This is a genomic window from Beduini massiliensis (assembly GCF_000829905.1).
Classification (GTDB): Bacteria; Bacillota_I; Bacilli_A; order Erysipelotrichales; family Coprobacillaceae; genus Beduini; species Beduini massiliensis.
The window spans coordinates 25,807-38,913 of the sequence record NZ_CDPP01000004.1; the positions used below are offsets into that span (position 1 = coordinate 25,807).

Sequence of the window (13,107 nt, forward strand, 5' to 3'; positions counted from 1 at the left end):
TTAATCCCTCTTTCTTGCGATGATATGGATAGGGGTTCCTTCAAAACCAAAACTATCTCGAATTCTGTTTTCTAAATAACGCTTATAACTAAAATGCAGATATTCTGGATCATTGACAAACAAGATAAACGTCGGCGGGCAAATGCTGACTTGATTACCATAATAAATCTTTAACCGTCCGCCATTGAAGGAGGTAGTTGGATTCATTGCCTGAGCATCGATCAAAACATCATTGAAAACGCTTGTCTGCACACGTTTACGATTATTTTCATACACCATCTGAATCAACGAGAAAATGTTTTGCACACGCTGATGTGTCTTAGCAGATAAGAAAATAATCGGTGCATAATCCAAATACTTGAATTCTTCACGCAGTTTCTTTTCCATCTTCTGCATGGTTTTCTCATCTTTTGTAACAAGATCCCATTTATTAACAACTAATACGACCCCTTTACCAGCTTCATGAGCATATCCGGCAACATGGCGATCCTGTTCGATGACCCCTGTTTCTCCATCAATTAAAACCAAAATAACATCACTTTTTTCAATTGCGCTTAACGCTCTTAATATAGAATACTTCTCAATATTTTCATAGATTTTCCCTTTTTTACGCATTCCGGCTGTATCGACAACACGATATTTCTGACCATCTTTTTCAAAAAGAGTATCAATGGCATCACGAGTGGTCCCGGCTATATCCGAAACAATAACACGTTCTTCTCCAAGTATCGCATTGGTTAAACTTGACTTTCCAACATTTGGACGTCCTATCAATGAAAAACGGATTTCTCCCTCTACATGATCGTCTACTTCTTCTGGCAGCAATTCGATAATCTTATCAAGTAAATCCCCGATTCCAATTCCATGACTACTGCTGATTGCGATTGGATCTCCTACACCTAAAGCATAAAATTCATAAATATTATTCATAAACGCCTGATCATCTATCTTATTGATTGCAAGAATAACAGGTTTCTTTGAACGCTGAAGCATTCTTGCTACATATAAATCATCATCATTCATGCCTTCACGTCCATTAGCGACAAACACAATGACATCTGCTTCTTCAATTGCGATTTCAGCCTGCATTTTAATTTGTTCACCAAAATCCTGTCCGGCAACTTCAATTCCACCTGTATCAATCAGACGGAATGAACGTGTCAGCCATGTTCCGTTCGCATAAATTCGATCACGTGTTACTCCCGGTGTATCTTCAACGATCGAAATACGTTCTCCAACAATACGGTTAAACAAAGTTGATTTTCCTACATTCGGACTTCCTACAATCGCTACTACTGCTCTTGACATGTATTTTCCTCCAATCGTTCATTAACTAATTTTATTACTGTTTCGACGACTTCATCAATCGTCATTTCTGAAGTATCAATCTCCACAGCATCCTTCGCCTTTACTAAAGGGGAAATCGCACGGTGCGAATCATCATAATCACGCTGTTCGATATCCGCTTTAATCTTTTCCAAATCACTTTCAATTCCTCTTTCGAGGTTTTCTTTATAACGACGCATCGCTCTTGTTTCCACGCTGGCAACTTGATAAATTTTCAGCTGAGCATTTGGCAATACAACACTGCCGATATCACGTCCATCTAAGATCACTCCGCCATTTTCTGCCATTTTTCTTTGCAGTGCCACTAAATGATGACGGACTGCCCCATAAGCGCCAACTTTAGAAGCGCCTTTAGAAACTTCGTCACTGCGAATTTTATCTGTGACCACTTGTTGATTCAAGAGAACTGTATTATCTGGCAGCAATTCAATTCCAACTTCATTCAAATAACGCTCGATGCTCACTTCATCATTCAAATCGATATCTTTTTGAATCATATAATAAGCAACACAGCGATACATTGCTCCTGTATCTATATAAGTATACCCCAATATTTTAGCCAATTGTTTCGCAATGGTACTTTTTCCTGCCGCCGATGGTCCATCGATCGCTATGGATATCTTTTTCATTCTTTATTACCTCCTACAAATGAAAACTAAGGTTAGCCCTTAGTTAAAATAAAAACAGTTTAATAATATACCCTAACAAAGCCACTAGACAGATACTTAATACCACAATCATCCCGGTCAACACCTTCATGGTCACACTTGATCCTTCTTCGTCTTCTAGTTCTTCTTCATCTTCTATTTCATCAGTCTCATCTTCTTCAAACACTTTATGATGTTTAAACAAAGAACGTTTTTCTTCTTTTTCCTCTTCTTCAAAAACAGGTTCTGCTTCTTTTACATCCTCTTCCTCGTCTTCTTCATCTTCAAAGAAAATTTTAAAATGTTTCACCGGTTCTTCAAAAGCAGGCTCAACCGCAATCGGATTTTCCACTTTTTCTTCAACCGCTTCTTTGATTGGTTCTAACACCACTTCTTCCGCAGCTTCTTCTTCAGCAGGAGGCACTACGATCGGTGTCTTATCCACCTTTTTAATTGCTCCAGATTGAATATGATTCAAAATATCTAAGCGTGTATTATATTGCTCCCCTTTGCCGGAAGTCATTCTGACTCTGCCGATTGCTTCTTCAATTTCTTTACTTTCTAACTCGGATTTTACTCCGTCCAATTCATTTTCCTGATCACCTTCGTAATCTTTCACTTCCTGAATGAATTGTTTCATACGATATTCTCTTAATGTTGGAATTTTAGTATCATCTATTTCATCGCTTCGTTCTTGAATGTCTTGTTTAGGTAAGGTTGCATCCTCTTTTAAAGACTCTCTTAAACTGCGATATTTATTTACTCTTGAACTTTTTTCCATGTCATTCACCACCGTTTCCATTATAGCATACTTTAATTATTAAATGATAATATTATAAAAAAAACTTTAATTTTCATTTGATCTAGTTTATAATGAATTATATATGAAGGAGGTTTATTATAATGGCAAAAACTAAAGTAAATGAAACTTGTATCGGTTGCGGTGCATGTACAGCAGTATGTCCTGAAGTATTCGATTTAAACGGAGACGGATTGGCAGAAAACATTTTAGGAAATGACACTGAAATCCCTGCTGATTTAGAAGGTTCAGTTAGAGAAGCTGCTGAAGCTTGCCCTGTATCTGCTATCGAAGTAGAATAATTAATATTCAAAACCATTGATTGCTCAATGGTTTTTTTATTAAATAAAATTGAATAATAGAAATCAAGCCGTTACATAGATAGAAATATCTTTATAGCGGCTTTTATTATTAAATCGATTTCATTCGCTGAATGGCACTGGATACTATTATTAAAAATAAAATAAATACAACTGCGAATATACCGATATGTCCTATATTAATTCTATACAAAGGAATGGTTTGAATGAAGCTATCCAAAGCTTTGAATCCGGCTCCTAAAGAAACATATTGAGATAAATCAATGATCCGATTAAGTCCTCCCATAATCAAGACAGAAGACATAAGCGAAAGAATAATCGCGCCGATGCCAATCCATACATTCTCGGTCGTATATACGATATTTTTGCGTGTAAATGAGTAATGCAGATAATCTAAAATACGTATCGACCTTTTCATCTTATTGTGTTTTGAAATAAACAAGATGACTGTAATCATACCCATAATCGCAACAATAAAATAAGATACATATAAAAATGGATTAAACTGATCTGTCACTTGTTTATTGATCGTTTTAAGTTCATTACTGTAATCATATAGATAGTACTCGGCTGTGGATAATCTTTCCTTTACTTCTTTAAAAGAGGATTCATCATCAAATCGTAATACAAATGAATTTACCAAAAGATTCGATAAATCCAAAGAAGGATCATTCGCTTGTTTAAACAAAGAAACAAACATTTCACTCGAAAGAACCATTGTATTTTGATCAGTGTTTAAAATATCAACCGATATTTCTATCTGTCTGTATTGAGGATCATAAAGCTTTGTTGATCCTGCCCAGCGATAATATAGAAATTCTTTACTTCCCGAAAAAACAGATAACTGGATATCTTTTTTCCCTTCTGAAACATTGGGAAGTTTGACTGTATTGTCTGCTAATGTATTATCTATCTCTACCGTCTCTATTTGGATGGGAATCTGATCAACTATAATAGTCTGCGGCTGTTCTAGCAGTTTCATATTAAGTACATAGTCCTCAGCTCCTAACTGATTACAAATCGAAACAGCTTCATCTACACCTTTTGTTCCATCCGTAAAAGCAACGCTCAAACTATAATAGGAATATTGTTTCTGATACCAAGCTGAGATTTCACTCTTTAAACTTTTACCGGCATTAAATGACAGCATAAAGGTCACACATAACAAGGTCAGACACAACATGATCAAGATATTTTCTTTGAAATGAGCTTTTATATTTTTTATAACTAATTTCCCTATTGGCTGTACTCCACAATATTCCAGTGGAATCGTCTGTAAAGGGGCTTTTTCCGATTTAATGAGCTCCAATTCTCCGTTAATAAATGCATAGTGTTTATTGGCGTACTTTAATAAAGATAAATCATGTGTCACCATGATAATCGTGATCGTACGTTGTGCTTCTTTTAATAACTCCATCATCACCCGGATCATCTCAATATTTTGCTTGCTCGTAATTTCATCTAAAAATAAAATTTCAGGCTGCATCAGTAAAGCTCTCAAAAAAGTAGCACGTTGTTTTTGCCCCTCAGACAACTGATAGGCAGGTAAATCTAAAACCTGCTTTAAATCCAATAATTCTATGTAATGAGAAGTTTTTTCATCATCCCCATTGATAAAAAAATCAATATTCTCTTTTAATGTCAACTCATCCAACAACATATTGTTTTGTAGTACAAATTCTTTATGATATGACCTTAACTCCGGTAAATGATACACCAAATCCAGCAGGGTTGTTTTTCCGCAGCCACTCACTCCCGTTATTATCACAAAATCATTTTTCTTTACTTCAAAATCTTCTATATGAAAGAGGGGCTGATGATTCAACAATTTATTATAATTTTGTATCTTTATCATAAATCATCATCCTCCTTTAATGTCATCACTGCATTCATTTTCAAATATTTTTTGTAATGCCAGTATTGAGAAACACTTATCGCAATCACTACAATCAAAAAAGCAGTGCCGATCTGACTCATACTCATGTGTAATAGCTGCAGTTCATTATCTAATGCAATTTGTAATTGAAAAACAATTGGATTCACTTTAAACAGGAACTTATTAAAAAATGGAACAAAGAAATTTAAAATCACTAATTGCAGCATTAAACTAACAATTAGGATAAATAAGCTTTCAAAGAAATAAAACCAACGCAGCGCTTTATTGGAAAAATTAAATAAACTTAGAATATTCATCATTCGATCTTTTTTATCAAGGAGCATCTTGAGTACTACCGCAATGACTACAATCATGACAACCGCCGCTAAAGTTGAAATTATTCTGTAAATATCTTCTATATTATTCAGATCTTCAAACCCTTTCATAATGGTAACTACTGTATTTTGATACTCATGATCATATTGTGATGCAAGTAATTCATAAACTGAGACAACATTTTCCAATTTATCTACATGAATTGTCATCATCTCCGCAGAATCAGCCGGAATCATTCCATCAGGAACTTCAATTTGACTTACTAAATTAAGAAAGTAATCATTTAACTCTTCATCAAAAATCATCCCTCGATAAATATTTTCCTGACTCTCAAAGATACCTGTCACCTTAAACTCTAAATTCACTTCATTTAAAATCGGCGACATCATAGAAAAGAATGGATAAACTAAAGAGAAGTCCTGATATTCTTTCATTTGATAATATTCCACATAAGGAACAACTACCCGGACAGTATCATTTACCTTAATATTCAGTACATCAGCTGAGGTACTATCCAACATCATGTCAAACATGGCTGTTGGAAAATCCCCACTGACAACTTTAGCTGATGTCCTTGAAATAAACGCATCTAATGGTAACTGCTCATTCTCTTCTAGTTTATTAGTCTCTGACTGCATGATGAGCTTATGTTCTTCATTTCTTTGCCATCCATATAAGAAATATTGTGGGGTCATATCGGATACATGCTCCATTTGGCGAATCTCGTTGATTTCACTACTCAAAATACGAGTTCCGGTTTTACTGGTGATTTCTATCTGCAGATGATCAGGCTGCTTAGAAGCGACTTCATAATAATAACTTTTTAAATTGCTTCCAATATTAGCGGATAAAAAAATCGTAATCGAGCAAAATGCGATACAAAGACATTGCAGAAGAACAATCCATTTATGGTGAAGAATAAATAGACTAACATACTCTATAATCTTGATTTTAGATGTCTTTGATTCTATCTTTTCTTTCATATTCGATTCAGGATTTTCATTTACTGATTTTTTTATCTCTAATTTTCCATTTTCCAAATAAAGCACTTCATCCATGTATTTTTCTAATGACTGATCATGAGATACACAAAGAATCGTTAAAGAAAGTTCATTCTGCAAGTGTTTAATCATCTTCATAACTTCCTGTGTATTGTACTCATCTAAATTGCCAGTAGGCTCATCCATTAATATAAGATCCGGTTTAGCAATCAATGCCCTAGCAATATTTACCCTTTGACATTCTCCTTGTGAACATTCCTTTATACGTTTCTTTAAACAATGCCTAATATTGAGTGTTTCCACTAAATAATTAAAATAAGTTTCGTCAAAGGTTTGATCAGTATTTTCTATCCCACTCAATATATTCTCTTTTATGTTTAACTCATTAATTAAATAATGATTTTGAAATACGAAACGCAATAAAGAATAATCATACACCACTTTTCCGCTATCTACTTCTAAATGATTTGACAACACATTTAATAAAGTGGATTTCCCACTCCCGCTCTTTCCCTGTATCATTGTCATCTTTGCAGGTTTAAATCGATAACTAATATGATCCAGAATGACTGTATCTGAATATTTTTTCACAACTTCTCTACATTCTAACTGCATTTTATCCCTCCCGTTCTATATTTAATACTATATTTCCCCATAAAATATCCTTCTTCTTAATTTTAGACTACCATATAAAAATAGTTTACACAATCCTGTTTTACCTTAACTTTATCTAAAATAAAAACCATGTCATTGACATGGTCTATACTGCTTCTTTCTCTTTTTCAATATGTTTTTTAAGCCAGCTTCCTCGCACATAATAGATGATAAACAAGATTGATGTCGCTGCCCAGGTCACCGGATAACTGACTGTGACCATTGTAAAAGTCGGATATAACGGAACAATCACAAGAATCCAAGCCACACGTAATACACAGATTCCTAAACATGTTAAGATCATTGGTTTTAATGATTCACCGGTTCCCCTAATTGCACCGGAGAGTATCTCAACACAAACATATGTGAAGTAAAATGGGGTTAAAAAACGAATAATTTCACTGCTTTTTTCAATAACCGCAGCATCATTAGTAAACAACTGACTGAATGTCCCGCCAAAAAAGAAGAGAATAACACTTAAAGCGATGGATACGCCCATTGCCATTTTCAAACACACAACCACACTTTTTTTAACTCGATCAAATTTCTTTGCCCCGAAGTTCTGTCCCACAAACGTAGTAATCGATACGCCAAAGGCACCCATTGCCATCCAGAATAAAGAATCGATTTTCCCATACGCAGCCCAAGCAGCAATCGTATCTGTACCAAAAGCATTAATATTGGATTGAATAATAATATTTGAAACCGAATACATCACGGACTGTAATCCTGCCGGTAATCCGATCGTTATAATATGATTTAATATATCGCGGTAAAAACGGATCTTTCGTAAATATAATTTATAAGACTGGTTGGTTCTCATTAATACCACCATCGTTAATAAAGCGCTGACAATTTGTGAAATAACCGTTGCAATCCCGACCCCAATAACGTTCATTTTAAATATAATGACAAATAAAGCATCCAAGACAATGTTGACAAAACAACTGATAATTAAAAAGTACAGTGGACGTTTTGAATCCCCTATTGCACGCAAAATTCCTGAACCCATGTTATAGATTAAAGAAGCGATCATTCCAATAAAATAAATACGTGTATAGTCTACCGCAAAATGCATGATGTCACTAGGCACCCCCATCGCCTTTAAACAACTAGGTGCAAAGATAATTCCAATCACCATAATAATCGCTCCGCCCACAATGGATAAAGCAATTGAAGTATGCACTGCTTTAGAGACACTTTCATCATCTCTTGCCCCAAAGAATTGAGCAATAATAACGGTTGCTCCCGAAGATAACCCTACAAAAAAACCGACCAGCAAATTGATTAAGCTTCCCGTTGATCCAACTGCTGCCAAAGCTTCTTTTCCCACATATTGCCCTACGATAATAGCATCAATCGTATTATACAATTGTTGAAAAAAAGTTCCTACTAAAATTGGAAAGAAAAAGAAAAGCAATTGTTTCCAGATAATCCCCTCTGTAATCCCATTTAACCCTGTTTCTTTTTGTTTCATAAACTTCCCCCTCCCCTAACAGTGTCTATATCTTAGCACTTTTTATAGAGGGAAACAATCTTCTTTTCATTGAATAATTGTTTAAATAAAAAAGTTAAGAGGACTTTAATTAGTCATCCTCTTAATCTTACAAAATAACCTCCCATTTCATCGAATTAGTATCCACTATTTAATATTAACAATTTCACACTTCCCTAGCAGTTGAGTATGATTGATTTCATCATGAGATATCATAATGACTATTTTAGAAGCAGATAAAGTTTTAATCATAGTTAATACTTTTTCTGCTAAATCTTTTTCTAAAGCATAAGTTGGCTCATCAAAAATAATTAAAGAAGGATCTTTGTTTTGAATATCTAATAAAACCCTTGCAAGTAAAATTTTCCTCTTTTCACCACCGGATAAATTATTACCATCCACATTTACTATCTTATTCGGATCATTAATTTTTAAATAATTACACATGGCTGCTAGTTTTTCTCTATTTTTTTCTAGCATATTACTTGCTACTGTACCTTCAAACAACAAATCTTCCTGTGTTAAAAAGCTTACCAAATATCTTTGATAGTAACAAATATTATAGTTATTAATTGGAGTGTCATCTAACAATATTTGTCCTTGATAATTCGAATAAATTCCAGTCAATAGTTTCAACAATGTTGATTTTCCCTTCCCATTTTCCCCACTAATTATATATAGGTTTCCTGAATGAAATTTGTAATTCATACATTGAATGATAGGGACATCTTTTCTATATCTGAAAGAAACATTTTTTAATTCTACTGTTTTAAATGGCTTTATATCTCCATCCGATTTTAAATCTTCTAATTTCAAAAATTCTTCCACAACTTTATAAAACGCTTTTATATTTGCATAGCTAGGAAATATTGTGACAATATTTTGAAAACTGTTACCCATTTGTTGTGAATATGAAAAAGCCAATTGAATTGTATAAAAAGTTATTACTGTCATTTTAGAAAGTATTAAAGAAAATAAAACGGTAAGAAAATGAATGATCCAGATACCTGCATTATTAATGGTAGAAATAACGCTTATAGGAAAGCTATATCTCTTTGCATGTGATAAATATTCTTCTGCATGTAGACTCAGTTGTTGATTTGCAGAATCCTTTTTATTTCTGAGAATAATTGACTTTAACTTTAGTATATAACTATTAAAACAATCATAATAAATATTTTCCATCTTTATTTTCTCTTTATTTGCACGTTCAAGCTTCGAATTATAATTTATGACGATTATCAAACGTAACAAATTGATAATTACGATAAATAAAGCCAGATAAATATTTTCTTTCCCTAATATTACAAACATCACTATAACTGCAATTATACTTATAAAGGAATCAACAATGTTATATAAATAAAAATTACACACTAAACCAGAAAAATTATTAACTGCTCGAGTAATATAATTAGGACTGAAATTTTTAATCTGTAAAACATCTTTTTTTAATATTCTCTGAATTAAATCATTACTCATATAAATAGATAAAACATTATCCGTGTAATTAAGTGCACGATCTTTCAAAAGAGAAAGGATAGGAATAGCTAATGACAATGCAATAAACTCTCCTATTTCTGTTAATGATAACTCTTGAATATGGGATAAAACCTTATTTAAATATAAAGGATATACAATAATACAAACATTTAATAAAATAAGCAGAATAAGATAAAGAAAAACGATTGTCTTCTTTTTTTTAATAATATTTATGAATATCTTCAGCATAGTTAATCCAACCTCACTTCTATATAAGATTGTCTTAATATATAGCTATCATGACTAATAATAACAATAATATTATGGCTTCTTAATTTATCAATCATCGTAACAAACCTCTCTTTTGCTTGAACATCTAAAGAGGCTGTTGGTTCATCTAAAAGAATAAGACTATTTTGAAGCGTTGATCGGAGTTGATGAGTGAGTAAATAATTCTGTTTTTCTCCTCTTGATTGAGTTACTTTCCCCTCCTGAATATCAATATATTCTATAAGTTCACTATTTTGATCCATATAAATAATACTCTTATTGTACATTGCCTCTAAATTAATATTTTCAATACACTCATTATTTATTTTAATTATTCCTGTATAATTTTTTTCTATTCCTAGCAACATATTGAAAAAAGTTGATTTTCCAACTCCATTATCTCCTGTTACACAATAAATATTATTTGATACCATTTCTAAATTGAGAGGGCGACTTTTTTGCTTATCACCAACTAGATTTGAAATATTGATACGTGTAATATGTGAAAAGATTAATTTGTTTTGATTTTCTTCATCTGTTTCCAGCGATTCTATAGAATTCAACACATATTTTGAGACTTTGAATTTTTGAAAAGTAATTACAAACTGTTTCAATTCATCAGCATACCCAAAAAATTGAGTAAGCAAAGAAATAATTAAGAATACTTTTCCTAAATTTAGTTCAGATAATGTAGAAGAGTACAAAATAAACAAGGCAATAAATAAGTATCTCAAAGCACTAACAATAAACATCTCCGATAATTCTATATCAAAGGAATGGATAACCGCTTTAATCAATTCTTTTCCATTGTCAAGAATATCATTGTAAACATGTTTAAAAAGAGAAAAAAGCTTTATCTGTTCAAGATTTCTAATCCATGATTCACTATTCCTAAAATAATTAGCACTCAGTTCTATCACCTTTTGTTGTCTAATGAAAACCTGATTATTCAGCCTCAGCAATACAACTAAAGCAATTGAAACAACTATACATAATATCAAAGTAAGTTTTATATTTTCTTGAAAAAGTAGAAAGCATAAAATCAACAGCAATACTATTGCACGTAAACTTCTGATAGTAGCATTAATATAGAAATCTGCCATATTTTGAGCTTCATTAATAATTTTTTGTGAAAGCTCAGAATTATTGATATCCGTATTTAAAACGTTCTTATAGGCTTTCATAATAGTATTAAATTTCTGATTTATTAATTTTGTTTTAAAAGATGCCACTAAATTTACTGAGTATATCTGACTGAAATAAACAGATAATGCATACATAAAAATACCGATTAAAACGAATATAATCATCTTATCCACACTTTTGTTAGCTAAAATAATATTAATTAATTCTGTTATCTCTATGCTTAAAAGCAGCGGAATAATGCCTCCACAAAATATGCTAGTCCAATATATTAATATTTTCCACCATTCTTTTTTTAAAAATATTATTAACAAATCATTTTTCACTTACTATGTATTCCTCAATGTCCTTAATCAATAATTCTGGGATATATTTACAATTATTTTCTAGCAATTCATCATAATGTAATGGGCATCCCGTATGACATATTGGGTAAACTTTACAATGCAAACATTCTTCCTGTTCTGTTTCTACCAACTCACATTCGGGTGGTGTAAAGCCATTAAAGACTGTCCCTATTCGATATTTTACTTCTCCAACTACCTGCCAACAATTATATATATCTCCATTTGCATCCAACAACAGATGGTGTTTTGTTAAAGAGGGGCATTGAACCGCTACCACTTGTGGAACTAAATTCTTAACAGAGTTAATAAATCCATACTTTTTCAAAAATTGACAACATTCACTATATTTATAGGCAAATTCTCTGTTAGTATAGCAAACGCTATTATCCCCAACTACTTTTGCAAAATGAATACAACTCTTTTCTTTAAAACCAGGTATTTTCGATAAATATTCTATTAGATTTTCAATATCATTTAAATTTGTTTGATCTATATTAACTCTCAATTGGAATGGCAGATAATCAATATATTTCGATACATTACTAATAATTAAATCAAAACTACTTTGACCAATTAATGGACGTCTAGCATCATGTGTTTCTTTACAACCATCAATTGTCACCTGTACAAAATTTAAATTTCTCATATTTTTAATCATACTAAATGTATCTTCATCTAATAATGTTCCATTAGTAATAATTCCATTAAAAAGTTCTATATCTAAAGAATCTACTAATTCGACAATTTTTGCATAAACCTCTTTAATGATGTTCTTATAGAATAATGGTTCTCCACCAAACCAAGTAATACTTAAGCCGCGATAATTGTTGCTAATAAGATATTCACGTAAGAATTTTATTGTTTGATTGATAACTTTCTCATCCATAGTTATATGTCTAATACTTTCAAAACAATATACACAACGCAAATTACATAATGTAGTAGTTAAAATGGTAATTGCTAAAATACCATTATTATTTTTAAAGTCATTTTTCAACTGAATAATCTCTTTCTCTTCATCTTCTAAATTATCCACAATAATTCTAAAATCGCGCAATTCTTTTAAATACTTAATTTGTTCAAATTTTTTATCTAAATATAAACCTTCATTTTCTTTATCTAACTTAATAACTGCACCGCTTAAAGTATTATAAATAATTATCCCATCTTCTACCTGTTTTATTAAATTATATCTTGAGCCTTCCATATTTGAACCTCCATTTTTATTTTAACAATCTTTTTGCAAAATCACCATTTATTTCAACTCATATAAATGAATTTATTATAAATGGTGATTGTCTTAAATATTAAATTAATTTTATGTACGATATACAGACAAATTAAACACGATACACACCGCAACTAAAGTTGCATCCACCACTAGCATCAC

Annotated in this window: 10 protein-coding genes; 1 reads left to right on the forward strand and 9 read right to left on the reverse strand. The window is 32.0% G+C overall.

Going from position 1 to position 13,107, the window contains the following annotated elements; genetic code table 11:
* The 3 genes from der to BN1225_RS03920 are packed head-to-tail and all read right to left on the reverse strand — an operon-like array spanning nucleotide 1 to nucleotide 2,775.
* A complete protein-coding gene (gene der / locus BN1225_RS03910; protein WP_041138526.1) occupies nucleotides 1-1,308 on the reverse strand; it encodes a ribosome biogenesis GTPase Der in 1,308 nt (435 codons plus the stop codon).
* Nucleotides 1,293-1,976: a (d)CMP kinase gene (cmk, locus tag BN1225_RS03915; RefSeq protein ID WP_041138527.1), complete on the reverse strand. Its 684-nt coding sequence runs from the start codon at nucleotides 1,974-1,976 to the stop codon at nucleotides 1,293-1,295. The genes der and cmk overlap by 16 nt, the downstream gene beginning before the upstream one ends.
* A gap of 43 nt (nucleotides 1,977-2,019) precedes the next feature.
* On the reverse strand, nucleotides 2,020-2,775 hold the full coding sequence (locus tag BN1225_RS03920) for a hypothetical protein (protein ID WP_041138528.1): 756 nt from the start codon (nucleotides 2,773-2,775) through the stop codon (nucleotides 2,020-2,022).
* A 122-nt stretch (nucleotides 2,776-2,897) separates the two neighbouring features.
* On the opposite strand from BN1225_RS03920, the gene BN1225_RS03925 reads away from it, so the two are divergent.
* Nucleotides 2,898-3,095 (forward strand): ferredoxin, encoded by a 198-nt coding sequence (locus tag BN1225_RS03925; RefSeq protein WP_041138529.1) that lies wholly within the window; start codon nucleotides 2,898-2,900, stop codon nucleotides 3,093-3,095.
* A 109-nt stretch (nucleotides 3,096-3,204) separates the two neighbouring features.
* On the opposite strand, the gene BN1225_RS03930 is transcribed toward BN1225_RS03925, so the two are convergent.
* The 6 genes from BN1225_RS03930 to BN1225_RS03955 form a co-directional block, all read right to left on the reverse strand.
* Nucleotides 3,205-4,968: an ATP-binding cassette domain-containing protein gene (locus BN1225_RS03930; protein WP_041138530.1), complete on the reverse strand. Its 1,764-nt coding sequence runs from the start codon at nucleotides 4,966-4,968 to the stop codon at nucleotides 3,205-3,207.
* A complete protein-coding gene (locus tag BN1225_RS03935) occupies nucleotides 4,965-6,941 on the reverse strand; it encodes an ATP-binding cassette domain-containing protein (protein ID WP_041138531.1) in 1,977 nt (658 codons plus the stop codon). Before BN1225_RS03935 ends, BN1225_RS03930 begins: the two co-directional genes overlap by 4 nt.
* 145 nt (nucleotides 6,942-7,086) lie before the next feature.
* Nucleotides 7,087-8,457, reverse strand: a complete 1,371-nt coding sequence (locus BN1225_RS03940; protein WP_041138532.1) for an MATE family efflux transporter — start codon at nucleotides 8,455-8,457, stop codon at nucleotides 7,087-7,089.
* Between the two features lie 165 nt (nucleotides 8,458-8,622).
* Nucleotides 8,623-10,206 carry an ATP-binding cassette domain-containing protein gene (locus tag BN1225_RS03945; protein ID WP_041138533.1) on the reverse strand — a complete coding sequence of 528 codons (1,584 nt, stop codon included), beginning with the start codon at nucleotides 10,204-10,206 and terminating at the stop codon, nucleotides 8,623-8,625.
* 2 nt (nucleotides 10,207-10,208) lie between these two features.
* Nucleotides 10,209-11,696, reverse strand: coding sequence for an ATP-binding cassette domain-containing protein (locus BN1225_RS03950; protein ID WP_041138534.1), 1,488 nt, complete (start codon nucleotides 11,694-11,696; stop codon nucleotides 10,209-10,211).
* Entirely contained in the window at nucleotides 11,686-12,924 is a 1,239-nt protein-coding gene (locus BN1225_RS03955; protein ID WP_041138535.1) for a radical SAM/SPASM domain-containing protein, read from the reverse strand. The genes BN1225_RS03950 and BN1225_RS03955 overlap by 11 nt, the downstream gene beginning before the upstream one ends.
* Nucleotides 12,925-13,107: the final 183 nt, after the last annotated feature.

Coding starts and splice junctions, on each gene's coding strand:
- der (WP_041138526.1), bottom strand. CDS start 1,308: ATGTCAAGAGCAGTAGTAGCGATTGTAGGAAGTCCGAATGTAGGAAAA.
- cmk (WP_041138527.1), bottom strand. CDS start 1,976: ATGAAAAAGATATCCATAGCGATCGATGGACCATCGGCGGCAGGAAAA.
- BN1225_RS03920 (WP_041138528.1), bottom strand. CDS start 2,775: ATGGAAAAAAGTTCAAGAGTAAATAAATATCGCAGTTTAAGAGAGTCT.
- BN1225_RS03925 (WP_041138529.1), top strand. CDS start 2,898: ATGGCAAAAACTAAAGTAAATGAAACTTGTATCGGTTGCGGTGCATGT.
- BN1225_RS03930 (WP_041138530.1), bottom strand. CDS start 4,968: ATGATAAAGATACAAAATTATAATAAATTGTTGAATCATCAGCCCCTC.
- BN1225_RS03935 (WP_041138531.1), bottom strand. CDS start 6,941: ATGCAGTTAGAATGTAGAGAAGTTGTGAAAAAATATTCAGATACAGTC.
- BN1225_RS03940 (WP_041138532.1), bottom strand. CDS start 8,457: ATGAAACAAAAAGAAACAGGGTTAAATGGGATTACAGAGGGGATTATC.
- BN1225_RS03945 (WP_041138533.1), bottom strand. CDS start 10,206: ATGCTGAAGATATTCATAAATATTATTAAAAAAAAGAAGACAATCGTT.
- BN1225_RS03955 (WP_041138535.1), bottom strand. CDS start 12,924: ATGGAAGGCTCAAGATATAATTTAATAAAACAGGTAGAAGATGGGATA.